Source organism: Citrobacter europaeus (assembly GCA_020099315.1).
Taxonomy (GTDB): Bacteria; Pseudomonadota; Gammaproteobacteria; order Enterobacterales; family Enterobacteriaceae; genus Citrobacter; species Citrobacter europaeus.
In genome coordinates this window covers 3,272,195-3,297,669 of the sequence record CP083650.1, presented here as the reverse complement: position 1 = coordinate 3,297,669, position 25,475 = coordinate 3,272,195, and the positions used below count along the sequence as shown (strand labels likewise).

At 52.5% G+C, this 25,475-nt stretch carries 16 protein-coding genes and 1 pseudogene; 12 read left to right on the top strand and 5 right to left on the bottom strand.

What is annotated here, in order from left to right:
- Positions 1 to 59: 59 nt before the first annotated feature.
- Positions 60 to 788, bottom strand: coding sequence for a bifunctional 2-polyprenyl-6-hydroxyphenol methylase/3-demethylubiquinol 3-O-methyltransferase UbiG (gene ubiG / locus LA337_15620; protein UBI14607.1), 729 nt, complete (start codon positions 786 to 788; stop codon positions 60 to 62).
- A gap of 158 nt (positions 789 to 946) precedes the next feature.
- Here ubiG and gyrA point away from each other — a divergent pair, with 158 nt between their 5' ends.
- Positions 947 to 3,583 (top strand): DNA topoisomerase (ATP-hydrolyzing) subunit A, encoded by a 2,637-nt coding sequence (gene gyrA, locus LA337_15615; protein UBI14606.1) that lies wholly within the window; start codon positions 947 to 949, stop codon positions 3,581 to 3,583.
- A 120-nt stretch (positions 3,584 to 3,703) separates the two neighbouring features.
- Positions 3,704 to 6,550, top strand: coding sequence for a two-component system sensor histidine kinase RcsC (gene rcsC / locus LA337_15610; protein UBI14605.1), 2,847 nt, complete (start codon positions 3,704 to 3,706; stop codon positions 6,548 to 6,550).
- 112 nt (positions 6,551 to 6,662) lie between these two features.
- On the opposite strand, the gene rcsB is transcribed toward rcsC, so the two are convergent.
- The gene (gene rcsB / locus LA337_15605; GenBank protein ID UBI14604.1) at positions 6,663 to 7,313 is read right to left on the bottom strand and encodes a transcriptional regulator RcsB; all 651 of its coding nucleotides are present in this window, start codon (positions 7,311 to 7,313) and stop codon (positions 6,663 to 6,665) included.
- A 16-nt stretch (positions 7,314 to 7,329) separates the two neighbouring features.
- Positions 7,330 to 9,999 carry a phosphotransferase RcsD gene (gene rcsD, locus LA337_15600; protein UBI14603.1) on the bottom strand — a complete coding sequence of 890 codons (2,670 nt, stop codon included), beginning with the start codon at positions 9,997 to 9,999 and terminating at the stop codon, positions 7,330 to 7,332.
- A 739-nt stretch (positions 10,000 to 10,738) separates the two neighbouring features.
- On the opposite strand from rcsD, the gene LA337_15595 reads away from it, so the two are divergent.
- The 6 genes and pseudogenes from LA337_15595 (at position 10,739) to mgtE (ending at position 18,086) form a co-directional block, all read left to right on the top strand.
- A complete protein-coding gene (locus tag LA337_15595; protein ID UBI14602.1) occupies positions 10,739 to 11,863 on the top strand; it encodes a porin OmpC in 1,125 nt (374 codons plus the stop codon).
- A 115-nt stretch (positions 11,864 to 11,978) separates the two neighbouring features.
- Positions 11,979 to 13,031: an FAD:protein FMN transferase ApbE gene (gene apbE / locus LA337_15590; GenBank protein UBI14601.1), complete on the top strand. Its 1,053-nt coding sequence runs from the start codon at positions 11,979 to 11,981 to the stop codon at positions 13,029 to 13,031.
- Positions 13,032 to 13,110: 79 nt separating this feature from the next.
- Positions 13,111 to 14,175 (top strand): bifunctional DNA-binding transcriptional regulator/O6-methylguanine-DNA methyltransferase Ada, encoded by a 1,065-nt coding sequence (gene ada, locus LA337_15585; GenBank protein ID UBI14600.1) that lies wholly within the window; start codon positions 13,111 to 13,113, stop codon positions 14,173 to 14,175.
- Positions 14,175 to 14,865: pseudogene (gene alkB, locus LA337_15580) on the top strand (DNA oxidative demethylase AlkB). Before ada ends, alkB begins: the two are co-directional and overlap by 1 nt.
- Before the next feature lie 35 nt (positions 14,866 to 14,900).
- The gene (locus tag LA337_15575) at positions 14,901 to 16,544 is read left to right on the top strand and encodes a multidrug ABC transporter permease/ATP-binding protein (GenBank protein UBI14599.1); all 1,644 of its coding nucleotides are present in this window, start codon (positions 14,901 to 14,903) and stop codon (positions 16,542 to 16,544) included.
- A gap of 105 nt (positions 16,545 to 16,649) precedes the next feature.
- A complete protein-coding gene (gene mgtE / locus LA337_15570) occupies positions 16,650 to 18,086 on the top strand; it encodes a magnesium transporter (protein ID UBI14598.1) in 1,437 nt (478 codons plus the stop codon).
- Here the strand turns inward: mgtE and LA337_15565 are convergent.
- Positions 18,049 to 19,296 (bottom strand): SulP family inorganic anion transporter, encoded by a 1,248-nt coding sequence (locus LA337_15565; protein ID UBI14597.1) that lies wholly within the window; start codon positions 19,294 to 19,296, stop codon positions 18,049 to 18,051. The two genes, mgtE and LA337_15565, sit on opposite strands and share 38 nt — an antisense overlap.
- Before the next feature lie 278 nt (positions 19,297 to 19,574).
- On the opposite strand from LA337_15565, the gene mqo reads away from it, so the two are divergent.
- The gene (mqo, locus tag LA337_15560; protein ID UBI14596.1) at positions 19,575 to 21,236 is read left to right on the top strand and encodes a malate dehydrogenase (quinone); all 1,662 of its coding nucleotides are present in this window, start codon (positions 19,575 to 19,577) and stop codon (positions 21,234 to 21,236) included.
- 95 nt (positions 21,237 to 21,331) lie between these two features.
- Here the strand turns inward: mqo and eco are convergent, their stop codons facing one another.
- Positions 21,332 to 21,829 carry a serine protease inhibitor ecotin gene (gene eco, locus LA337_15555; protein UBI18486.1) on the bottom strand — a complete coding sequence of 166 codons (498 nt, stop codon included), beginning with the start codon at positions 21,827 to 21,829 and terminating at the stop codon, positions 21,332 to 21,334.
- A 413-nt stretch (positions 21,830 to 22,242) separates the two neighbouring features.
- On the opposite strand from eco, the gene napF reads away from it, so the two are divergent.
- Genes napF through napA form a run of 3 tightly spaced genes read left to right on the top strand, consistent with a single transcriptional unit; the run spans position 22,243 to position 25,470 of the window.
- Positions 22,243 to 22,734 carry a ferredoxin-type protein NapF gene (gene napF / locus LA337_15550; GenBank protein ID UBI14595.1) on the top strand — a complete coding sequence of 164 codons (492 nt, stop codon included), beginning with the start codon at positions 22,243 to 22,245 and terminating at the stop codon, positions 22,732 to 22,734.
- The gene (gene napD, locus LA337_15545) at positions 22,724 to 22,987 is read left to right on the top strand and encodes a chaperone NapD (protein ID UBI14594.1); all 264 of its coding nucleotides are present in this window, start codon (positions 22,724 to 22,726) and stop codon (positions 22,985 to 22,987) included. Before napF ends, napD begins: the two co-directional genes overlap by 11 nt.
- On the top strand, positions 22,984 to 25,470 hold the full coding sequence (gene napA, locus LA337_15540; protein UBI14593.1) for a nitrate reductase catalytic subunit NapA: 2,487 nt from the start codon (positions 22,984 to 22,986) through the stop codon (positions 25,468 to 25,470). The genes napD and napA overlap by 4 nt, the downstream gene beginning before the upstream one ends.
- Positions 25,471 to 25,475 lie beyond the last annotated feature (5 nt).

Genomic DNA, 25,475 nt, shown 5'->3' with positions numbered 1-25,475 from the left:
TTGTTCCCGTGAGCATGCCGGATAGCGGCGTTGACGCCTTATCCGGCCTACAGGAGAGGTTAATCAACCCTGGCGGTAGTGTGCACCATATAATTCACATCAACCCCTGGGCCGAGTTTAAAGCTGTTGGTGATCGGGTTGTAGTGCAGGCCGGTCATATGACGCTCTTTCAGCACGGTCTGGTCAACCCACTCCAACAGTTCAGCGGGCTTAATGAATTTTTTCACATCATGGGTGCCTTTTGGCACCATACGCAAAACATATTCCGCTCCAACTACGGCCATCAGCCAGGATTTGCCGTTACGATTAAGCGTGGAGAAAAACACTTCGCCGCCCGGTTTGACCAGTCTGGCGCAGGCCCTGACCACCGACTGCGGGTCCGGCACGTGTTCTAACATTTCCATGCAGGTCACAACGTCGTACTGATGCGCATGTTTTTCCGCGTGTTCTTCAACGGTTTCTTGTACGTATTCCACCTGGATGCCGCTCTCCAGCGCATGAAGTTTTGCTACCTGTAACGGTTCAAAACCCATGTCCAGCCCGGTGACGGTTGCGCCCTCGCGCGCCATGCTTTCCGCCAGAATGCCGCCGCCGCAGCCGACGTCGAGTACCTTTTTACCAAACAGGCCGCCTGAGCGCTCAGTAATATAGCCCAGACGCAGTGGGTTAATACGGTGCAGTGGCTTAAATTCACCCTCAAGATCCCACCAGCGTGACGCGACTGCTTCAAACTTGGCAATTTCTTCATGGTCAACGTTGTGAGTTACCGGGGGTTTTTCGGCATTCATTGGGGCTTCTACTCCTAAATTTGCGATGCAAATGAGTATATCAGCCTGGCGGGATGAATAAAGCCTCTGTCTGGGGGAATCCATTTACCTGAATCTGTGCGAATGTGTTATAATTTGCGACCTTTGAATCCGGGATACAGTAGAGGGATAGCGGTTAGATGAGCGACCTTGCGAGAGAAATTACACCGGTCAACATTGAGGAAGAGCTGAAGAGCTCGTATCTGGATTATGCGATGTCGGTCATTGTTGGCCGTGCGCTGCCGGACGTCCGAGATGGCCTGAAGCCGGTTCACCGTCGCGTACTTTACGCCATGAACGTATTGGGCAACGACTGGAATAAAGCCTATAAAAAATCTGCCCGTGTCGTTGGTGACGTAATCGGTAAATACCACCCTCATGGTGATACCGCCGTTTACGACACCATTGTTCGTATGGCGCAGCCATTCTCCTTGCGTTACATGCTGGTAGATGGTCAGGGTAACTTTGGTTCTGTCGATGGCGACTCCGCAGCGGCGATGCGTTATACGGAAATCCGTATGTCGAAAATCGCCCATGAGCTGATGGCTGACCTGGAAAAAGAAACGGTTGATTTCGTCGATAACTACGACGGCACCGAACAAATTCCTGACGTCATGCCGACCAAAATTCCTAACCTGCTGGTGAACGGTTCGTCCGGTATCGCGGTAGGTATGGCAACCAACATTCCGCCACACAACCTGACGGAAGTGATTAACGGCTGTCTGGCATACATTGACGATGAAGACATCAGCATTGAAGGGCTGATGGAACATATTCCGGGTCCGGACTTCCCGACCGCCGCGATCATCAACGGTCGTCGTGGTATCGAAGAAGCTTACCGTACTGGTCGTGGCAAAGTGTACATTCGCGCCCGCGCAGAAGTCGAAGCGGATGCCAAAACTGGCCGCGAAACCATCATCGTCCATGAAATTCCGTATCAGGTGAACAAAGCGCGCCTGATCGAGAAAATCGCCGAGCTGGTAAAAGACAAACGCGTTGAAGGTATCAGCGCGCTGCGTGACGAGTCTGACAAAGACGGTATGCGCATCGTGATTGAAGTGAAACGCGACGCGGTCGGGGAAGTGGTTCTGAACAACCTTTACTCCCAGACCCAACTGCAGGTTTCTTTCGGTATCAACATGGTTGCGCTGCACCATGGTCAGCCGAAGATCATGAACCTGAAAGATATTATCGCCGCGTTCGTACGTCACCGCCGTGAAGTCGTAACCCGCCGTACTATCTTTGAACTGCGTAAAGCTCGCGACCGTGCACACATTCTTGAAGCACTGGCGATTGCGCTGGCGAACATCGATCCGATCATCGAACTGATCCGCCGAGCGCCGACTCCGGCAGAAGCGAAAGCAGCGCTGGTCGCGCGTTCGTGGGAGCTGGGCAACGTTTCTGCCATGCTGGAACGTGCCGGTGATGACGCCGCGCGTCCTGAGTGGCTGGAGCCGGAATTTGGCGTGCGTGATGGTCAGTACTACCTGACTGAACAGCAGGCCCAGGCGATTCTGGATTTGCGTCTGCAGAAACTGACTGGCCTTGAGCATGAAAAACTGCTCGACGAATACAAAGAGCTGCTGGAGCAGATCGCTGAACTGCTGCACATTTTGGGCAGCGCCGATCGTCTGATGGAAGTTATCCGTGAAGAGATGGAGCTGATTCGCGAGCAGTTCGGCGACGAACGTCGTACCGAAATCACCGCGAACAGTGCTGACATCAACATCGAAGATCTGATTAGCCAGGAAGATGTTGTCGTGACCTTGTCTCATCAGGGTTACGTGAAATATCAGCCGTTAACCGATTACGAAGCGCAGCGTCGTGGCGGTAAAGGCAAATCTGCAGCACGTATTAAAGAAGAAGACTTTATCGACCGCCTGCTGGTGGCTAACACCCATGATACGATCCTCTGCTTCTCCAGCCGTGGTCGTTTGTACTGGATGAAGGTTTATCAGCTGCCGGAAGCGAGCCGTGGCGCGCGTGGACGTCCAATCGTCAACCTGCTGCCGCTGGAAGCGAACGAGCGTATCACCGCAATTCTGCCGGTACGCGAGTACGAAGAGGGTGTTAACGTCTTCATGGCAACCGCCAGCGGTACCGTGAAGAAAACGGCGCTGACCGAGTTCAGCCGTCCGCGTTCTGCCGGTATCATTGCGGTTAACCTGAACGAAGGCGACGAACTGATTGGCGTTGACCTGACGTCCGGTAGTGACGAAGTCATGCTGTTCTCTGCCGCGGGTAAAGTTGTGCGCTTTAAAGAAGATGCCGTTCGTGCAATGGGTCGTACCGCGACCGGCGTACGTGGTATCAAACTGGCGGAAAGCGACAGCGTGGTATCGCTGATCGTTCCACGCGGTGAAGGCGCAATTCTGACCGTTACCCAGAACGGCTACGGTAAACGTACGGCGGCGGAAGAGTATCCGACCAAGTCTCGTGCGACCCAGGGCGTTATCTCCATCAAAGTCACCGAGCGCAACGGTTCCGTTGTTGGCGCAGTGCAGGTTGAAGATACCGACCAGATCATGATGATCACCGATGCAGGTACGCTGGTGCGTACTCGCGTGTCGGAAATCAGCGTAGTAGGGCGTAATACCCAGGGCGTGATCCTCATCCGTACTGCGGAAGATGAAAACGTAGTGGGTCTGCAACGCGTGGCTGAACCTGTTGATGATGAAGAGCTCGACTCCATCGACGGCAGTGCTGCTGAAGGGGACGAGGATATCGCGCCTGAAGCGGAAAGCGATGACGATGCAGCGGACGACGCTGAAGAGTAATTGAGATGTTATAAGGGGGCCGGAGAAATCCGGCCCTTTTTTTAATGGCATTGCGACAAAAGACATTTACCGCTACCTTAACCACACTCTATTAATGCCCTGAGGCGGAGCTTCGCCCCTTTGAAATACCTTGCTTCCGTTCATTCAACGCTAAAAGTCTCACGCTACCTGTTCAGGGCCCTGGCGCTCCTGATCTGGTTTTTAATTGCGTTCGCCTCCGTTTTCTACATCGTGAATGCGCTGCACCAGAGAGAATCTGAGATCCATCAGGAGCTTAACCTCAGCTCCGATCAGGCCCAACGTTACATTCAGCGCACCTCTGATGTAATTAAAGAGCTGAAATATATCGCTGAGAATCGTTTAACGGCGGAAAACGGCGTGATGTCGTTGCGGTCGCGGGATGATAAAACCGTTGTGCCAAACTTTGAGCCGCTGTTTGCCGACTCCGACTGCTCGGTGATGGGCAACGCCTGGCGGGGATCGCTGGAATCGCTGGCGTGGTTTATGCGCTACTGGCGCGACAACTTTTCCGCCGCCTATGATTTGAATCGCGTGTTCCTGATCGGCAGCGACAACCTTTGTATGGCTAATTTCGGCCTGCGTGAAATGCCGGTTGAACGTGACGAGGCGCTGAAGGCGCTACACGAGCGCATTATTAAGTATCGCAATGCTACGCAAGACGAAAACGGCAACAACTTGTTCTGGATCAGCCAGGGGCCGCGTCCGGGCGTGGGGTATTTCTATGCGCTGACGCCGGTTTATCTCGCCAATCGTCTGCAAGCGCTGCTCGGCGTCGAACAACCTATTCGTATGGAAAACTTCTTCACGCCTGGCAGTTTGCCAATGGGCGTGACCATTCTTGATGAAAATGGTCATGCGCTCATTTCGCTCACCGGCCCTGAGGGCAATATTAAGGCTGAACCACGCTGGATGCAGGAGCGCTCCTGGTTTGGTTATACCCCAGGTTTTCGCGATCTGGTGTTGAAGAAAAACCTGCCCCCTTCATCGCTGAGCATTGTGTATTCCGTACCGGTCGACCTGGTGCTGGAGCGGATCCGCATGATGATCCTGAACGCGATCCTACTGAATGTGCTGGTTGGTGCGGCGTTATTTATGCTCACGCGTATGTATGAGCGACGTATTTTTATTCCGGCGGAAAGCGATGCTCAGCGCCTGGAAGAGCACGAGCAGTTTAACCGTAAAATCGTGGCTTCCGCGCCGGTTGGCATTTGTATTCTGCGTACGATAGATGGCATTAACATCCTGAGTAATGAGCTGGCGCACACCTATCTCAACATGCTGACGCATGAAGACCGGCAGCGGTTGACGCAAATTATCTGCGGCCAGCAGGTCAATTTTGTCGATGTACTGACCAGTAACAATACCAATCTGCAAATCAGCTTTGTGCACTCGCGCTATCGTAATGAAAACGTAGCGATTTGCGTGCTGGTTGACGTCAGCGCGCGCGTAAAAATGGAAGAGTCGTTGCAGGAGATGGCGCAGGCGGCGGAGCAGGCGAGCCAGTCCAAATCGATGTTCCTTGCGACGGTGAGCCACGAGCTGCGTACGCCGCTGTACGGTATTATCGGTAACCTCGATTTGTTGCAAACCAAAGAGTTACCCAACGGGGTGGATCGCCTGGTGACGGCGATGAACAACTCTTCCAGCCTGCTGTTGAAAATTATCAGCGATATTCTCGATTTCTCGAAAATTGAATCTGAACAGCTGAAGATTGAACCGCGCGAGTTTTCACCGCGTGAAGTCATGAATCATATTACGGCTAACTATCTGCCGCTGGTGGTCCGCAAGCAACTGGGCTTGTACTGCTTTATCGACCCAAATGTACCGGTGGCGCTCAATGGCGACCCGATGCGTTTACAGCAGGTAATTTCCAATCTGTTGAGTAATGCTATCAAGTTTACCGATACCGGCTGCATTGTGCTGCACGTGCAGTGTAACGGCGACTATCTCAGTATTCGCGTACGTGATACCGGAGTCGGGATCCCTGCCAAAGAGGTCGTCCGGTTGTTCGATCCTTTCTTCCAGGTGGGAACCGGCGTCCAGCGTAATTTCCAGGGAACCGGGCTTGGTTTGGCTATCTGTGAAAAACTGATCAGCATGATGGATGGAGACATTTCCGTCGATTCTGAACCGGGAATGGGGAGTCAGTTTATGCTGCGTATTCCGCTTTATGGCGCGCAGTATCCACTGAATAAAGGTATCGATGGGCTTGTCAGCAAGCGTTGCTGGCTGGCGGTGCGTAACGCGTCGCTGTATCAGTTTGTTGAATCCAGCCTGACGCGTAACGGGATGACGGTGCTGCGTTATGAGGGGCAACAACCGGATGCGGATGACCTGCTAATTGCTGACGATGTGCTGGACCAGCCGTGGCAGGGACGCGCCGCGGTGATTTTCTGCCGCCGTCATATCGGTATTCCACTGGAAAGGGTGCCTGGGGAGTGGGTGCACAGCGTGGCATCACCTCACGAGCTGCCTGCGCTGCTGGCGCATATCTACAGCGTTGAGCTGAACAGTGAAGAGCTTTCCACTGCGCTACCAGCCCCGGATAAAGTCGGTGCTACCAACGATGACATGATGATTCTGGTGGTCGACGATCATCCGATCAATCGACGTTTACTGGCCGATCAGTTGGGATCGTTGGGATACCAGTGTAAAACCGCGAATGACGGCGTGGATGCACTCAATGTACTGAGTAAAAACCATATCGACATCGTACTGAGCGACGTCAACATGCCGAACATGGATGGTTATCGTCTGACGCAGCGTATTCGCCAGCTAGGGTTAACGCTGCCGGTTGTCGGCGTGACGGCCAACGCGCTGGCCGAAGAGAAGCAGCGTTGTCTTGAGTCAGGTATGGATAGCTGTCTGTCTAAGCCAGTGACGTTGGACGTATTGAAGCAAACGCTGACCGTCTATGCGGAAAGGGTGAGGAAGGCGCGGGAATAACAGATGCCGGATGGCGGCGTTTGCCTTATCCGGCCTACGGAACACGCACCACGCAGTGTCATTCGTAGGCCTGATAAACGGCGTGCCATCAGGCACTTTTGTGCTAAAAGAATTACTCTTTGTCTGAGGGACTCAGCGTTACGGAAGAGAGGTAATTCAACAGGGCGATATCGTTTTCCACACCGAGTTTCATCATTGCCGACTTTTTCTGGCTGCTGATGGTTTTAATACTGCGGTTGAGTTTTTTCGCGATTTCAGTAACCAGGAAACCTTCGGCAAACAGACGCAGAACTTCACTCTCTTTCGGAGACAGACGTTTGTCACCGTAGCCGCTGGCGCTGATTTTTTCCAGCAGACGAGAAACGCTTTCCGGGGTGAATTTCTTACCTTTCTGCAGAGCGGCAAGCGCTTTTGGCAGATCGGTTGGCGCACCTTGCTTCAGGACAATCCCTTCAATATCAAGATCTAGTACCGCGCTCAGGATTGCCGGGTTATTGTTCATAGTCAGAACGATAATCGACAGGCTCGGGAAATGGCGCTTGATATACTTAATTAACGTGATCCCGTCACCGTATTTATCTCCCGGCATGGAGAGGTCGGTAATCAACACATGAGCATCTAACTTAGGCAAATTGTTGATCAGTGCAGTGGAGTCTTCAAATTCGCCGACAACGTTTACCCACTCGATTTGCTCAAGTGATTTACGAATACCGAACAGTACAATCGGGTGGTCATCGGCAATAATTACGTTCATAGTGTTCATGTATTGGGCTACCTTGCTACAGCAAGCTCTTGACGTAATCGTCAATGTCGCTGATGTATTTTTCTATACCTGGAGCATCTTTCTCTTGAATAAGATGTTCCAGCGCTTCACATAACTGCTTGCCGGGTACCAGATTAAGCATGGCAAACACGCCTTTCAGGCGATGGGCCGTTTGGGCTAACGCAGCGAAATCGCTGGTTGCTGCCTCAGTATACAACCTCTTAACATCATCCGGTACTGTGTCTACAAAGAGTGCATAGTAACCACTGGCATGAAGTTCGGCGTTTTCATCTCCGCCGAGGGGGAGTTCCTGGATCTCTTCTTGTGCCAGCTGCTCTTCTATCAGCTCGAGGACAGCTTCCTGCATAGCATTGCTCATATTAAAGTTGACGCGCAGCTGGCCAGGGCCAATTTTCCGCACGCCAGACTCATCATCGCTTAAAAGAAGGCCTGAGGCAGTAAGATTAGACGGATTATCTGTTAAAAAGAGATCATATTCTTGACTATTCAACCGTTCATCTGGCGTGATGCAGGTTGCGCCCCAGTTCTCCAGCTGACGTAATACAATGCTGCGTACGTCATTAGAGGTGACATCAACCATTATGCAGACGTCATCTAACAAACGTTCTTCACTTTCAGCATGTTGATCGTGCAGCGGCATTTTAACATGGACTATATAACGTGTTCCAAGTTCTTCCCGCGCTTTAATGTTCAGGTGTCCACCCAGCTTGCGGGCGAGCTGATCGCATAACCAGAACGCCAGCGGGTTGGCCTTGCCATATCGATCGCCCTGCGTGTCATTGATGAACGGGAAATGCAGGTTATCGACTTCATTCAACGTGACGCCTTCTCCGGTATCCAGAATGCGGAAGGTCAGGCGTTCAGCCTCCGACTCATCCTGGTCGACTTCCAGCGTGATTTTGCCGATTTGCGTGGTGGTTACCGCATATTGGATTAACAGCAGCAAAATACGGCGCAGGGCATCACGGTCGCCGCGGCGTTCATCATGGGCGCTCAGGTGATTTTTAATCAGCAGTTGCAGCCCTTTACGTTTGATAGCGGGCAGAACCTCAGGAACCACGTCATCAATTAACGCCTGCACGGAAAATAGCGTCGATTCCCCTTTCCAGGCGTCGCTTTCCAGCAGGTTGGCCAACTGGATTTCATCTACCATACGCACCAGAACGTCTGCCTGATTTGCCAGTTTCTGGCTGTCAGGGCTATTAAGGGCGGCGGCATTAGCGGCCAGGGTTTTAGCCGGGTCTTTCAGTGCGCTGCCGATATTCTGCATAAAGGCGGCGCGGGCCTGCTGGTTTTTCTCATACAGTCGCTGCGCTTGCTTCAGCTTTTTATTCACCAGCACTTCTCGATCCTGGTCACGAATAATAAAGATCTGCGTTCTTGATGAGATCTGGCTGCGAAATAGCCTGATTTCATACAGTTCATTATTGATGGTGGCCTGAATCACCCCCTGATGCTGCTCCGCCATGCTGGTAATGTTTTGCAGATTTAAATGCGGCAGCAGGTGGTCGGCAATTTTATTGCTGATAACCGTGCGGTTTGCTTCTTGATCGTGCACCAGCAAGCCCAGCGGCAGCAGAGAGACAATCTCTTCGTTGATCGCGCGCAGAACGCGCAATTCATTATTGGCCGCAAGGTTTGGCGCCACTTCGGTGGAACGGGCAGGGAGGTGGCGAAAGGTGGTATAGCCAAACAGCGCCAGGGCCAGCAACGCAATGTTAAGCAACAGCGGTAGCAAAATGCTTTGCAATGTATCGAGCAGCAATGAACCAAACGGAACCTGCCACACCAGACGCATATCCGTTGAGTTTAGTGCCGAAGAGATCTCAATTTTACTGTTGTTGAAATTAATGCTGACGCTGTCAGGCGACTCTTTTTCATTAAGGTGCTCGGTCGTGGACGTGGCGTCAGGTTCCAGATGAAAGCTATCCAGCGGCATGCCGGGCGGGATCAAGTCATTAATCGGCAGGTCAAAGGCGACAACCGTTGCCAGATGTCCTGGTTGATTAAAGGTCGTGCGTAGCGTGAAGTAATGCCCGTTCTGCCAGGCCAGACGGCGCAGCGAAGAGAAGCTTTCACGTTCATCCAGCGCATTGGCCTGCTGTAGCATTTCCGCGCGCCGTGAATCGACAATATTACCAATCGTCGATTCTTTAAATCCGGAAGTCAGATCTTTTAGCGGCAACGTTGAGATAAGGATCAGGCTATTGTCCTGGCCATTCAGGTAATACATAGACCACGGAACATTTTCCGCGCCCCATAGCGTATCCAGATAGCTTGAGATGCGTTGGGTCATCTCCAGCGTCGAACTATCATGCGAGCCGAAAATCAGCGCCTCGGTCTTTCTACGCGGCTTCTCAAGATAGTAGACGTCTTGTTTCAGACGCGTTTCCTGTAATCCTTCAGCGCCCGACGAACTGGCTGAGGCGGCAATATTGTCATAGATTTGCCAGGTCACGTATCGCCAGGTATCGACCCTTTTATGAATGGCGTGGGTGATATCAACAATCTGATAGCTCTTATCCTTTAACCAGGTGTTGACGGCGCTTTGGACCATAACGCCCATCATCACCAACAGCACAACGATCAGTAATAAGAAGAAACGGGTAATACTTCCCGGTAGCAGGGAGAATCGGGTAGAAGCCGTTGTGTCAGACTGACTCATTCGTGTTTATGACCTGTTAAACGACGCCAAAGATGAAGGGGCAGTATAAAGGGTAATGTATGAATTGCCACACTTACACCACGCCGCATGGCCCGCATTTTTCCGCCCCTCATTTTGTTGCAGCCATCATGATGCAAAGGTGTACAGTGGATAAAAGCGAGTACAAATATTTGTACGGAATGTATACATTTAGCATTAAATAACAAGAAATTATTAATCAGATTTATATCTGGATACGACTCTATGAGATAGTTAATAGTCGTTATGGTTTTTCATCGGTAGCACAGAACGGTAAGTTTTGTGTAAAGAAGAGTAAAAAAAAACCGAACGCGAAGCATTCGGTTGAAATAGGGGTAAACAGACATTCATGAATGAATGACGGTAATAAATAAAGTTAATGATGATAGCGAGTCTATTTTAGTTGCGAGTGAAGATTTTGTTTTGTCATTCAGTGCTATAACTAATTGCATTATAACTTGCTGATTTTTAATTAAATTTCAATAATTCTTGATTATTTGTGCTTATTTTTCCTGTTTTTTGAATTTTAAAAAGTTCCCTCTTATTAACATTTAGAAACACCTATGTGGATAAATGAAACACCTTAAAAGTTTTAGTATCATATTCGTGTTGGATTATTCTGTGTTTTTGCGGAGAATGAAGTTGCCGACTGGTTAATGACCTTAATCAGTATGCAGTGGCATAAAAAAGCAATAAAGGCATATAACAGAGGGTTAATAACATGAAAGTTAAAGTACTGTCCCTCCTGGTACCAGCACTGCTGGTAGCAGGCGCAGCAAATGCGGCTGAAATTTATAACAAAGACGGCAACAAATTAGACCTGTACGGCAAAGTCGACGGTCTGCACTATTTCTCCGACAACAAAGGTGATGATGGTGACAAGACTTACATGCGTATCGGCTTCAAAGGCGAAACCCAGGTTAACGACCAACTGACCGGTTACGGCCAGTGGGAATACCAGATTCAAGGTAACCAGAGTGAATCCAGCAACGACGCCTGGACGCGTGTGGCATTCGCAGGTCTGAAATTCGCTGATGCAGGTTCTTTCGACTACGGTCGTAACTACGGTGTAACTTATGATGTAACGTCCTGGACCGACGTCCTGCCAGAATTCGGCGGTGATACCTACGGTGCGGACAACTTCATGCAGCAGCGTGGTAACGGTTATGCGACCTACCGTAACACAGATTTCTTTGGCCTGGTTGATGGTCTGAACTTTGCCCTGCAGTACCAGGGTAAAAATGGCAGCGTAAGCGGTGAAAACGAAGCTGGTCGTAGCCTGCTGACCCAGAATGGCGATGGTTACGGCGGCTCCCTGACTTACGATCTCGGCTCTGGCTTTGGTATTGGTGGTGCGATCACTACCTCTAAACGTACCGCTGATCAGAATGCTCTTGGCGTGTACGGTAACGGTGACCGTGCAACGGTTTATACCGGTGGTCTGAAATACGACGCTAACAACGTTTACCTGGCCGCACAGTACTCCCAGTCCTATAACGCAACCCGTTTCGGTACCTCTAACGGTAGCAACCGCACTGCTGCATATGGCTTCGCAGATAAAGCTCAGAACTTTGAAGTTGTGGCACAGTACCAGTTCGATTTCGGTCTGCGTCCTTCCGTGGCTTACCTGCAGTCAAAAGGCAAAGACATCAGCAATGGCTTCACCAACTACGGTGACCAGGATATCGTGAAATACGTTGATGTTGGCGCGACTTACTACTTCAACAAAAACATGTCTACTTATGTTGATTACAAAATCAACCTGCTGGATGACAATGCGTTTACCCAGGCAGCAGGTATTGCTACCGATGATATCGTAGCACTGGGTCTGGTTTACCAGTTCTAATCTGCGCTCATGTCGTTAAAAGGCCCTGCGGGGCCTTTTTTAATGCCGTTTTTTCGTCGTACAAACAACGATTTTTGGTGTACTCTTGCGCCCGTTCGCATGAGGATAATTACGTATGGAAGTGAATTTTTATCGCGCAGCGTTACTGGCTGTGACGATTTTTTTAGTCGGGTGCGATGAGGCCCCGAAACCCGCTCAGACCACGACACCTGCCACCGTTCTGGAAGGTAAAACGATGGGCACTTTCTGGCGGGTCAGTGCGGTGGGCGTAGATGCCAAACGCGTCGGGGAACTGCAGGCGAAGATCCAGACTCAGTTGGATGCCGACGATCAACTTCTCTCTACCTATAAAAATGATTCTGCGTTGATGCGCTTTAACCTGTCGACAAGCCTGTCGCCATGGCCGGTTAATGATGCCATGGCAGATATCGTGACTTCGGCGCTGCGCATTGGCGCAAAAACCGATGGGGCCATGGATATTACCGTGGGACCGTTGGTCAATCTGTGGGGATTTGGCCCGGATAAGCAACCGGTGCATATTCCCACTCAGGCGCAAATTGACGCAGCCAAAGCGCAAACCGGGCTTTCACATCTGAAGGTTGTTAATGAGGCTCATCGGAACTATCTGCAAAAAGATTTGCCCGAGTTGTATGTGGATCTCTCGACCGTTGGTGAAGGTTATGCCGCCGATCATCTGGCACGATTAATGGAGCAGGAAGGGATCGCCCGTTATCTGGTTTCCGTTGGCGGCGCGCTGAACAGCCGCGGTATGAATGCAGAAGGGAATCCGTGGCGAGTCGCGATTCAGAAGCCTACCGATCGTGAAAACGCGGTGCAGGCGATTGTCGACATTAACGGGCATGGCATTAGTACCTCCGGCAGCTACCGTAACTATTATGAGCTGGATGGTAAGCGCCTTTCCCATGTTATCGATCCTCAAACCGGTCGTCCGATTGAACACAACCTGGTGTCCGTGACGGTGATTGCCCCAACGGCGCTGGAGGCTGACGGCTGGGATACCGGATTGATGGTCCTCGGCCCGCAAAAGGCCAAAGAGGTGGTACGTCGTGAAGGTCTGGCGGTCTATATGATTATGAAAGAGGGTGAGGGGTTTAAAACCTGGATGTCGCCGCAGTTCAAAAGCTTTCTGGTCAGCGAGAAAAATTAAAAAGCAAGATTGCGGGTTTTTGTATCCGCCTATGGGGACACACTGAGGCTAAGCGCTATGCTTAACAAAGGAGTCCATAATGAAAAATCGTTTACGCGTAACTGATGATGACCGCTGGCAGTCCGTTTTGGCTCGTGACGCCGACGCTGACGGCCAGTTTGTTTTCGCCGTCCAGACTACCGGCATTTTCTGCCGTCCGTCCTGTCGGGCGAAACATGCGCTACGCAAAAATGTCAGTTTCTTTGCCGATGCCAGGCAGGCGCTGGCCGCCGGTTTTCGTCCCTGTAAACGTTGCCAGCCAGATAAAGACAGCGCACAGCAGCATCGGCTGGAGAAAATAGCCCGCGCCTGCCAGTTGCTGGAGCAGGAACCCCCCCTTACGCTGGACGAACTGGCGCGGCAGGTGGCAATGAGCCCCTATCACTTACATCGCTTGTTCAAAGCTACGACAGGCATGACCCCGAAAGCGTGGCAGCAGTCCTGGCGTGCCCGCCGTCTGCGCGATGCCCTGGCAAAAGGCGATCCGGTAACGCAGGCGATTCTCAACGCCGGATTCCCCGACAGCAGCAGCTACTACCGACAAGCGGATCAGGCGCTAGGCATGACCGCAAAACAATTTCGTAAAGGCGGCGACAACGTTTCTGTACGCTATACCCTTGCAAATTGCTCCCTGGGTCGTTGTCTGGTGGCGGAAAGCGAGCGGGGTATCTGTGCGATCTTACTTGGTGATGATGATACGGCGTTGGTTGCGGATCTGCATGAGCTGTTTCCCGCTGCGCAGGATGTTCCTGCAGATGCCGATTTTCAGCAGCGCGTGCGCGAAGTGATCGCCGCGATCAATTCGCGTGACGCGTCGCTATCGCTGCCCCTGGATATCCGGGGCACCGCATTTCAGCAGCAGGTGTGGCAGGCGCTGCGCACAATTCCATGCGGCGAAACGATGAGCTACCAACAACTGGCCAGCGCTATCGGTAAACCGAAGGCGGTACGCGCGGTGGCCAGTGCCTGTGGGGCCAACAAACTGGCGATTGTTATCCCGTGTCACCGGGTTATTCGCGGCGACGGGGCGCTTTCGGGCTACCGGTGGGGCATTGCGCGCAAAGCGCAGTTACTGCAACGTGAAACTACTGGCGAGGAAACATAATGCTCGATCTCTTTGCGGATGCTAAACCCTGGCAGGAGCCGCTGGCTTCAGGTGCGGTTATTCTGCGACGTTTCGCTTTTGATTCCGCGCCCCCTTTGCTGCAGGCGATAGCGGCTGTCGCCAGACAGTCGCCTTTTCGCCAGATGGTGACGCCCGGCGGTTACACGATGTCGGTGGCGATGACCAACTGTGGTCGTCTGGGGTGGACGACGGATCAGCATGGCTATCTTTATTCTCCGTTTGATCCACTCACCGGCGCGCACTGGCCGCCGCTGCCGGACGCATTTGCTGACTTGTGCCAACAGGCGGCGACGGCGGCGGGCTATGCTGATTTTCAACCCGATGCCTGCCTGATTAACCGCTACACGCCAGGGGCAAAACTGTCTTTACATCAGGATAAAGACGAGCCTGACCTGCGGGCGCCGATTGTCTCGGTGTCGCTGGGGCTGCCGGCCATCTTTCAATTTGGCGGATTGCGCCGTAATGATCCCTTAAAGCGTTTGCTGCTGGAACATGGCGATGTCGTGGTGTGGGGCGGTAATTCGCGGTTGTTTTATCATGGGATCCAGCCGCTTAAAACGGGGTATCATCCGTTGACCGGAGACTGTCGCTACAATCTGACGTTTCGCCAGGCGGGTAAAAAAGAATAAAAATAAGAATTATTATTGCTGTCAGCGAAGAGATGTTTAAACTGCGGGCTGTTATTACTTGTCCGGGTTGTGTGCATGGAACTTTTACTTCTTGTCTGGCGGCAGTATCGCTGGCCATTTATCAGCGTTATGGCGCTCAGCCTCGCCAGCGCCGCGTTGGGAATTGGGCTGATTGCGTTTATCAACCAGCGCCTGATTGAAACGGTCGACACCACGCTGATGGTGCTGCCGGAGTTTCTTGGCCTGCTGCTGCTATTGATGGTTGTCACTCTCGGCTCTCAGCTGGCGTTGACCACGCTTGGCCACCACTTTGTCTACCGACTGCGTAGTGAATTTATCAAACGTATTCTGGATACCCACGTCGAGCGTATAGAACAGCTTGGTAGTGCCTCGTTACTGGCCGGTTTAACCAGCGATATTCGCAATATCACCATCGCCTTTGTTCGTCTGCCTGAACTGGTGCAGGGAATTATCCTGACCGTCGGGTCGGCGGCGTATCTGGCGATGCTGTCGACCAAAATGCTGCTGGTGACGGCAATCTGGATGGCAATCACTATCTGGGGCGGATTTGTACTGGTGGCGCGAGTGTATAAACACATGGCCACCCTGCGTGAAACAGAAGACAAGTTGTACAACGATTATCAGACGGTGCTGGAAGGGCGCAAAGAGCTGACGCTCAACCGCGAGCGCGCCGAGCATATCTTTAATCAGATGTACGTCCCGGATGCCAAAGAGTACCGTCATCATATTATCCGTGCCGATACTTTCCACCTGAGCGCGGTTAACTGGTCGAACATCATGATGCTGGGCGCCATTGGCCTGGTGTTCTGGATGGCCAACAGTCTGGGCTGGGCGGATACCGCCGTGGCGGCGACCTATTCTCTGACACTGTTATTCCTGCGTACGCCGCTGCTCTCTGCCGTTGGCGCACTGCCGACGCTGCTCACCGCGCAGGTGGCGTTCAACAAGCTGAATAAATTCGCACTGGCACCTTTTAAAGCAGAGTTCCCGCGTCCAACCGCATTTCCTAATTGGCAAACGCTGGAGCTGCGTAACGTGGTTTTCCATTATCAGGACAACGCATTTTCCGTAGGGCCGGTGAATCTGACTATTCATCGTGGTGAACTGATCTTTCTGATTGGCGGTAACGGTAGTGGGAAATCTACGCTGGCGATGTTACTGACCGGACTATACCAGCCGCAGTCAGGTAAGATTTTGCTTGATGGTAAGGCCGTTGCCGTTGAAAAGCCGGAGGATTATCGCAAGCTGTTCTCCGCCGTGTTTACCGACGTCTGGCTGTTCGACAAACTGCTGGGGCCGGAAGGTAAAGAGGCTAATCCGCAGCTGGTTGCGAAGTGGCTGGAACATCTGAAGATGGGTCACAAGCTGGAGCTGAGCGATGGCCGTATCCTCAATCTGAAGTTGTCGAAAGGGCAGAAGAAACGCGTGGCGCTGCTGCTGGCCCTGGCGGAGGAGCGCGACATCATTCTGCTGGACGAATGGGCTGCCGATCAGGATCCTCATTTCCGCCGGGAGTTTTATCAGGTCCTGTTACCGCTGATGCAGGAAATGGGTAAAACCATCTTCGCCATTAGTCATGACGATCACTACTTTATTCATGCCGATCGCCTGCTGGAAATGCGCAACGGACAGTTGAGTGAACTGCTGGGCGATGAGCGTGATGCTGCCTCTCGTGACGCGGTGGCGCGCACGGCATGATCCCACATGCCGCTGGTTTTTTATCCACCCGGCGGCACTGTTTATTGTTATTTACATAAATCGGCATCATGATTAATGATATTTCATATCATGGATTTATGATTAATGTCCGTTACAAACAAAAACAGCGCCAGGCTGCGTGATGAAGAGCGTGCGCGTCTAATCTGGCTGCTGACCACAGATAAAGCCATTATTTCAACCCTGTTGGGCAAGCTTACCCTGGCTGAGCAATATGACGTCGGTACGTTAGCCGACGATATTGCTGAGGTAGGGGCGCTGGTAGCTCACCTGCCGCCGCCCGATTTGGCCGATACCCTGGAAGCCTTACCCTCTGAAGAGCGCCACGCCCTGTGGCGACTGGTCGAAAGTGAAAAGCGCGGTAACGTACTGCTTGAGGCGTCAGAGAACGTCTGGGACGATCTGATCGATGAGATGAGCGACCGCGAGCTGCTGGATGCGTTGCAATATCTTGATATCGACGAACAGATTTATCTGGTCCAGCATCTCCCTCGTAACCTTACGGGACGACTGCTGGCGACGTTACCGGCCGAGGAGCGGGCGCGCGTCCGTCAGGTGCTGCACTACGAGAAGAACCGCGTCGGTGCGATCATGGAGTTCGAGGTCATCACCGTGCGTCCGGACGTGACGCTGGAAGTGGTGCAACGCTACCTGCGACGGCTGGGGAAAATGCCGGAGAACACCGATAAACTCTTCGTGACCGATCGTAATAAAGTGCTGGTCGGTGAACTGACGCTAACCTGTATTCTGCTCAATGATGTGCAGCGAAAAGTCAGCGAGGTGATGGAAGATGACCCGCTCACCTTTTCTCCGGAGGATATCGCCGAAAACGCTGCGCGTACCTTCGAACGTGACAACCTTGTCAGTGCCGCGGTAGTTGACCCTTCAGGTAAACTGATGGGTCGCTTAACCATTGATGAGATCGTTGATGTGGTTTATGAAGAAACCGATACCGATCTGCGTCGAATGGGGGGCTTAAGCGCCGAAGAAGATGTGTTTGCTCCCGTTACGAAAGCGGTAAAAACCCGCTGGGCATGGTTGGCCGTTAACCTCTGTACTGCCTTTATCGCTTCGCGAGTGATCGACGGCTTTGAACATACTATTTCGCAATTGGTGGCGCTGGCCTCGCTGATGCCGATTGTGGCGGGGATCGGCGGCAACACCGGGAATCAAACCATCACCATGATCGTTCGCGCGCTGGCGCTACAAAATATTCAGCCGGGAAACCTGACGTTTTTGATCCTGCGCGAAATGGGCGTAGCGTTGATTAATGGCCTCGTGTGGGGCGGAATCATGGGCGGCATTACCTGGTGGCTGTACGATGACATGGCGCTCGGCGCCGTGATGACTTTGGCGATGATGCTCAATCTGCTGATGGCGGCGTTGATGGGCGTTATTATTCCGATGACGATGGTGAAGCTCGGGCGCGACCCGGCGGTCGGCTCGAGCGTCATGATTACGGCAATCACCGATACCGGCGGTTTCTTTATTTTTCTCGGTCTGGCGACGCTGTTTCTGATGTAGCCGCACGTTGGCGTCTGACGATACGCGGCAAAATGAGCATCGTCATTACCCCGGCAACCACGCCAATCGCCAGGTTGCCGGTCGACACCGTGGCCGCGACGGTCACCAGCATCACCAGGGTTTCAGTGACGGGGAGTTTCGTCAGCGTGGTGGGCTGGATGCTGTGCCAACTGAAGGTTTTCACCGCCACAATCACCATAATCCCCGCCAGCACCGACATGGGGATTTTCGCCATCACTTCGCTTAAGGCGGTGACCAGCAGTAACAATACCAGCCCTGCGGCAAACGTTGAGACGCGGCTGCGTCCTTTACCCATCTCAACGTTAACGATGGTTTGACCAATCATCGCACACCCGGCAATACCGCCATAAAATCCGGCCAGAATATTGGCTATCCCCAGCCCGGCGCTCTCGCGATTCTTATTCGACGGCGTAACCGTCAGGTCATCCACCAGACGGGCGGTTAACAATGACTCCATCAAACCAACAAAAGCGATGCTCAACGCGCAGGGCCAGATAATCGCCAGCGTGTGCAGGTTGAGTGGGACGAGTAGCTGCGTTAATCCCGGCAGGCCGCCGCTCATTGAACCTTCGTCACCGACGGTCGGTAACAGTTGGCCGCTGGAGACAGTAAATACCGTCAACAGCACAATGGCGATAAGCGGCGCGGGGATCGCTTTAATAAAACGCGGAACCCAAAGCACAATCAACAGCGTCAGGACAAACAGCCCCCAGATTAGCGGGCTTTTACTCCAGAAATGCGGGACCTGGGCAAAGAAAATTAAAATACCCAGCGCGTTCACAAAGCCGGTCATGACGGCCGTAGGGATGAATCGCATCAGACGCGCCATTCCTAATACGCCAAACAGGATCTGAATCATCCCGGCCAGCACCACCGCAGGCAGAATATATTGCACACCGAATTGATGCACCATCGGGCCTATTACCAACGCAACCGATCCTGCAGCGGCGGTTACCATTGCCGGACGTCCGCCTAAAAATGACATCGCCAGGCACAGTACGACCGAGGCTATCAGGCTGACTTTAGGATCGACGCCGGCGATAACGGAAAAAGAGATCACTTCCGGGATCAGCGCCAGGGCGGTTACCACACCGGCCAGCGTTTCGCGAACCAGCAGACGGGGTTGGCGCAGGACGGCACGGGTCGTGTGTTCCGCGACAGCGACAGAGGAAGGATGATTTGCAGACATAGTTACACTCAGGTCAAAAATGGCCTGATACAGCAGACCGACAGGCATCCGTGCGGTGAATAGCAAAGCGCAGCATAGTACCTGTCTGACGGACTGGTTTCCAGAAATGATTGTCAATAACCGTATAAACTATCAACGTATTAATAACATTTTTAAAAATTAAATATAATTTATAAACAATATTTAATTATTTTTACTTAAGTGTTACCGTTGATGCCGCTCGATTTTCACCTGCATTAAAAGCAAAAAAGCGATACTAAAAGTAAGGCATTAACATTATGAAAAAAGTGACTGCCATGCTCTTCACCATGGCTGTAGGGCTGAACGTTGTCTCGATGGCAGCAAAAGCGAAAGCGGCGCAAGAGCAGGAAACGGATGTACTGTTGATTGGCGGCGGCATCATGAGCGCCACGCTGGGAACCTATTTACAGGAGCTGGAGCCGCAATGGTCAATGACCATGGTAGAGCGACTGGATGGTGTAGCGCAGGAAAGCTCAAACGGCTGGAATAACGCCGGAACCGGCCACTCCGCACTGATGGAGCTGAACTACACGCCTAAAAAGGCCGACGGTAGCATCAGCATTGAAAAGGCAGTCGAAATCAACGAAGCCTTCCAGATTTCCCGCCAGTTCTGGGCCTATCAGGTCAATAATGGCGTGATGCATGAACCACACTCATTTATCACCACCGTCCCACACATGAGTTTTGTCTGGGGTGACGAGAACGTGAACTTCCTGCGCGCACGTTACGCCGCACTGCAGCAGAGCACGTTATTCCGCGGTATGCGTTATTCCGAAGATCATGCGCAGATTAAAGAGTGGGCGCCGCTGGTCATGGAAGGCCGCGATCCGCAGCAGAAAGTCGCGGCAACGCGTACCGAGATTGGTACTGACGTAAACTACGGCGAAATCACGCGCCAGCTGATTGCTTCGTTGCAGAAAAAGCCCAACTTTGCGCTGCAACTGAGTACCGAAGTGCGTGGCTTTAAGCGTAATGCCGATAATAGCTGGACGGTTACGGTCGCCGATCTGAAAAATAACGAAACGGAACACGATATCAAGGCGAAGTTTGTCTTTATCGGTGCCGGTGGCGCTGCGCTGAAGCTGTTGCAGGAAACCGACATTCCGGAAGCGAAAGGCTATGCCGGATTCCCGGTGGGCGGGCAGTTCCTGGTTGCGGACAATCCGGACGTGGTCAATCGCCACCTGGCGAAAGTATACGGTCAGGCCTCCGTTGGCGCGCCACCGATGTCCGTACCGCACATCGATACGCGTATCCTTGATGGCAAACGCGTCGTGCTGTTTGGGCCATTTGCAACTTTCTCCACCAAATTCCTGAAAAACGGTTCATTGTGGGACCTGCTCAGCTCGACCACCACCTCGAACTTTATGCCGATGGTCAACGTGGGTCTGGATAACTTCGATCTGGTCAAATATCTGGTAAGCCAGGTGATGCTCAGCGATGACGACCGTTTCGCCGCGCTGCAAGAGTACTATCCGCAGGCGAAAAAAGAAGACTGGCGTTTATGGCAGGCGGGTCAGCGTGTGCAGATCATCAAAAGTGATGCGGAGAAGGGCGGTGTGCTGCGTCTGGGAACCGAAGTCGTTAGCGATAAAGAGGGCACGATTGCTGCGCTGCTGGGGGCTTCTCCGGGTGCGTCAACCGCGGCACCGATTATGCTGCATCTGATGGAAAAAGTGTTTAAAGATAAAGTCGCCAGCCCCGAGTGGCAGGCGAAACTGAAAACCATTATTCCGTCTTATGGTACTAAGCTGAACGGAAACGTTGAGGCGACAGAACAAGAACTGCAATACACCAGTGAAGTACTGGGGCTGAAATATGACAAGCCGCAGGTTGCTGATGAAGCGCCGAAACCACAGCTGAAACCTCAGGCACAACCGCAGCCTGAGCAGAAAGCCGTCGCGGATATTGCACTGTAAATAAAATGCCGGATGGCGCTGTTGCGCTTATCCGGCCTGGTTTATGCGTCTGTAGGCCGGATAAGGCGGTACGCCGCCATCCGGCACATTCACACTTAGCGCGCCACAGCGTCCTGAATCTTTTCTTCCGCTTTCCAGATACGGTATTTAACTTCCACGTTTTCCGGGGTGTAGACCACAATCGGCAACTTGCTGTTGTAACGCAGCATGCCGTCATCACCCAGATGCGCAGTAATGAATTTCTTCTCTTTCTTACCGTCCGGGCAGGCCATCATGGTTGAAACCGGAGAGGTAACTTTGTCAAAAACATAGTAATCATATCCCCAACCTTCCAGCGTTTTGCTATCCAGTTCACCGCCCAGACGGTGTTGATTACAGTCAACTTCCAGCGTTTGTCCGATCAGCAGTTCTACTTTCAGAGTAGATTCATCTTTCTCAGGGGTAAGCTGGATAACCTGGCGCTTCATACCCTTTTCCGCCTTGGGATAAGGGGCGACTTTTTCCAGCGGCTGAGCGGCGGTATCGTTACTGGCAGCCCATGCAGAGGTGCTGGCAAAGGCGGCGAAAAGCACGGCAGGGACAATTGTCTTCATCTTATTGTTCACAGTGTTTCCTTTCTTCTGTCTTATGAACGAGTCTGTAGCAGGTTAACATATTTGTATAATCTATTAATCTGGATTTACTTATATTTAAAGTGTATTGGGTAGTGGTTTACTATCAAAGTAGCGATATGTTCCAGGAATTATCCTAATATTGAGATCTTTATCTTTTTGAGTTAATCGTTATATAAGCTGTTATATAACTCATTGAAATGTGAGCAAAAGCGCATTTTTTTCCGCCAACTCAACACTCCTTTGATCCGGCAACAGCATTTACCCCGATTGGGGTATGCACCTCTAACACATCCTGAAATATCTTACGGCTAAAAATAACTACTCATAAATAGTGCAGTTTTTTATGTCGTTCAACCCGCCGAGGGAGGGCGTCATTATGGAAGGACAATGTCATGGTTGATTTATCCCGTCGAGGCATGTTGACAGGTAGCTGGCGAAACGCCAGCGCGGGGATCCGTCCGCCGTGGAGCAAGGAAGACTCTCACTTTCTTGCCCATTGCCTCCGTTGTGACGCCTGCATCCAGGCGTGTGAAACCGACATCCTGCAGCGAGGCCAGGGTGGTTACCCGAGCGTAAATTTCAAACACGGCGAGTGCAGCTTTTGCTATGCCTGCGCAGAAGCCTGTCCCGAATCACTTTTTCTTCCGCGCCACACCAGGGCATGGGATCTGAATTTTACGATTGGGGAAAACTGTCTCGCACATCAGTCCATTGAATGTCATCGCTGTCAGGATAGCTGTGAACCCATGGCCATAACCTTTCGCCCCACGCTGTCCGGCATTTATCAGCCGCAGCTCGACAATCAGGCCTGTAACGGATGTGGCGCATGTGTCGCTATCTGCCCGGTATCAGCCATTAACGCGGAGTACAACCATGGACAATAACTGGCAGGTCTGCAGCCTGGTCGTTCAGGCCAAAAGTCAGCATATCAATGATATCGCCACCCAGTTGCGTTCGTTTCCGGGTTGCGAAGTTGCACTCAGCGATGTCGAAAGCGGTCAGTTGATCGTGGTGGTGGAAGCTGAGCACAGCGAAACGTTAATGAAAACTATTGAGTCAGTACGCAACGTTGCGGGCGTACTGGCGGTGTCGCTGGTTTATCACCAGCAGGATGAGCAAGGTGAGGAAACACCATGAAACTCAGTCGTCGTAGCTTTATGAAAGCTAACGCCGTTGCGGCCGCTGCGGCGGCTGCCGGGTTAAGCGTGCCGGGCGTAGCCCGCGCGGTAGTCGGTCAGCAAGAAGCCATCAAATGGGACAAAGCCCCGTGCCGTTTTTGCGGGACGGGCTGTGGCGTATTGGTCGGGACGCAGCAAGGGCGTGTTGTGGCATGCCAGGGCGATCCGGATGCGCCGGTTAACCGTGGGCTTAACTGCATCAAAGGTTACTTCCTGCCGAAAATCATGTACGGAAAAGACCGTTTAACGCAGCCGATGCTGCGCATGAAGGACGGTAAGTATCACAAAGAAGGCGAGTTTACCCCGATTAGCTGGGACCAGGCCTTTGACGTGATGGAAGAGAAATTCAAAACGTCGATGAAAGAGAAAGGCCCAGAGTCTATCGGTATGTTCGGCTCTGGCCAGTGGACGATTTGGGAAGGTTATGCCGCTGCCAAATTGTTTAAAGCGGGTTTCCGTTCCAATAACATCGATCCGAACGCGCGTCACTGCATGGCCTCAGCGGTAGTCGGCTTTATGCGTACCTTTGGTATGGATGAGCCGATGGGCTGTTACGACGATATCGAGCATGCAGACGCCTTTGTCCTGTGGGGCGCGAATATGGCGGAGATGCACCCGATCCTGTGGTCGCGCATCACCAACCGTCGTCTGTCCGATCCTAACGTGAACGTCGCGGTTCTCTCCACCTTCCAGCACCGCAGCTTTGAGCTGGCGGATAACGGTATGGTATTCACGCCGCAAACCGATCTGGTGATCCTCAACTACATCGCTAACTACATCATTCAAAACAATGCGATAAACCAGGATTTCTTTAGCAAGCACGTTAACCTGCGTAAAGGCGTGACGGACATCGGCTACGGTCTGCGTCCAACCCATCCGCTGGAAAAAGCGGCGAAGAACCCGGGATCTGATGCCTCTGAACCGATGAGCTTTGAGGATTACAAAGCCTTCGTTGCTGAGTACACGCTGGATAAAACCGCCGAAATGACCGGCGTACCAAAAGATCAACTGGAACAGCTGGCGCAGCTGTATGCCGATCCGAAGAAAAAAGTTATCTCCTACTGGACGATGGGCTTCAACCAGCACACACGCGGCGTATGGGCCAACAACCTGGTCTATAACCTGCACCTGTTGACCGGCAAAATTTCCCAGCCAGGCTGCGGCCCGTTCTCTTTGACCGGTCAGCCTTCCGCATGCGGTACCGCGCGTGAAGTCGGGACGTTCTCCCACCGTCTGCCTGCGGATATGGTGGTAACGAACGAAAAACACCGCGATATCTGCGAGAAGCACTGGAATATTCCGTCAGGGACCATTCCGGCAAAAATTGGTCTGCACGCCGTAGCACAGGACCGTGCGCTGAAAGATGGCAAGCTCAATGTCTACTGGGCGATGTGTACCAACAACATGCAGGCCGGTCCAAACATCAACGAAGAGCGTATGCCGGGCTGGCGCGATCCGCGCAACTTCATCATTGTCTCCGATCCGTACCCAACGGTCAGCGCCCTGTCAGCTGACCTGATCTTGCCGACCGCGATGTGGGTAGAGAAAGAAGGCGCCTACGGGAATGCGGAACGTCGTACACAGTTCTGGCGTCAGCAGATTAAAGCGCCGGGCGAATCGAAATCGGATCTGTGGCAACTGGTGCAGTTTTCCCGTCGCTTCAAAACCGAAGAAGTGTGGCCGGAAGAGCTGCTGGCGCAGAAACCAGAGCTGCGCGGCAAAACGTTGTATGACGTGCTGTTTGCTACGCCTGCAGTGACGAAATTCCCGGTGGCTGAACTGGCTGAAGATCAACTTAACGATGAATCCCGCGAGCTGGGCTTCTATCTGCAGAAAGGGTTGTTCGAAGAGTACGCCTGGTTCGGTCGTGGCCACGGACACGATCTCGCACCGTTTGACGATTACCACAAAGCGCGCGGTTTACGCTGGCCGGTTGTTGAGGGCAAAGAGACCCAGTGGCGTTACAGCGAAGGCAACGATCCTTATGTGAAAGCGGGTGAAAGCTACAAGTTCTACGGTAAGCCGGACGGCAAAGCGGTTATCTTCGCGCTGCCATTTGAGCCTGCCGCAGAAGCCCCGGATAAAGAGTACGACCTGTGGCTGTCTACCGGACGTGTGCTGGAGCACTGGCATACCGGCAGCATGACGCGTCGCGTGCCTGAACTGCACCGTGCTTTCCCGGAAGCCGTGCTGTTTATCCATCCGCTGGATGCAAAAGCACGCGATCTGCGCCGTGGCGATAAAGTCAAAGTGGTTTCCCGTCGTGGCGAAGTTATCTCGATTGTTGAAACGCGCGGGCGTAACCGTCCGCCACAGGGGTTGGTGTACATGCCGTTCTTCGACGCCGCACAGCTGGTGAACAACCTGACTCTGGATGCGACGGATCCGCTCTCCAAAGAGACGGATTTCAAGAAGTGCGCCGTGAAACTGGCGAAGGTGTAACGCGT

What these genes read in the sequence shown, in the direction of transcription:
- ubiG (UBI14607.1), bottom strand. Translation starts at nt 788, where the DNA reads ATGAATGCCGAAAAACCCCCGGTAACTCACAACGTTGACCATGAAGAA.
- gyrA (UBI14606.1), top strand. Translation starts at nt 947, where the DNA reads ATGAGCGACCTTGCGAGAGAAATTACACCGGTCAACATTGAGGAAGAG.
- rcsB (UBI14604.1), bottom strand. Translation starts at nt 7,313, where the DNA reads ATGAACACTATGAACGTAATTATTGCCGATGACCACCCGATTGTACTG.
- rcsD (UBI14603.1), bottom strand. Translation starts at nt 9,999, where the DNA reads ATGAGTCAGTCTGACACAACGGCTTCTACCCGATTCTCCCTGCTACCG.
- LA337_15595 (UBI14602.1), top strand. Translation starts at nt 10,739, where the DNA reads ATGAAAGTTAAAGTACTGTCCCTCCTGGTACCAGCACTGCTGGTAGCA.
- apbE (UBI14601.1), top strand. Translation starts at nt 11,979, where the DNA reads ATGGAAGTGAATTTTTATCGCGCAGCGTTACTGGCTGTGACGATTTTT.
- ada (UBI14600.1), top strand. Translation starts at nt 13,111, where the DNA reads ATGAAAAATCGTTTACGCGTAACTGATGATGACCGCTGGCAGTCCGTT.
- LA337_15575 (UBI14599.1), top strand. Translation starts at nt 14,901, where the DNA reads ATGGAACTTTTACTTCTTGTCTGGCGGCAGTATCGCTGGCCATTTATC.
- mgtE (UBI14598.1), top strand. Translation starts at nt 16,650, where the DNA reads ATGTCCGTTACAAACAAAAACAGCGCCAGGCTGCGTGATGAAGAGCGT.
- LA337_15565 (UBI14597.1), bottom strand. Translation starts at nt 19,296, where the DNA reads ATGTCTGCAAATCATCCTTCCTCTGTCGCTGTCGCGGAACACACGACC.
- mqo (UBI14596.1), top strand. Translation starts at nt 19,575, where the DNA reads ATGAAAAAAGTGACTGCCATGCTCTTCACCATGGCTGTAGGGCTGAAC.
- eco (UBI18486.1), bottom strand. Translation starts at nt 21,829, where the DNA reads ATGAAGACAATTGTCCCTGCCGTGCTTTTCGCCGCCTTTGCCAGCACC.
- napF (UBI14595.1), top strand. Translation starts at nt 22,243, where the DNA reads ATGGTTGATTTATCCCGTCGAGGCATGTTGACAGGTAGCTGGCGAAAC.
- napD (UBI14594.1), top strand. Translation starts at nt 22,724, where the DNA reads ATGGACAATAACTGGCAGGTCTGCAGCCTGGTCGTTCAGGCCAAAAGT.
- napA (UBI14593.1), top strand. Translation starts at nt 22,984, where the DNA reads ATGAAACTCAGTCGTCGTAGCTTTATGAAAGCTAACGCCGTTGCGGCC.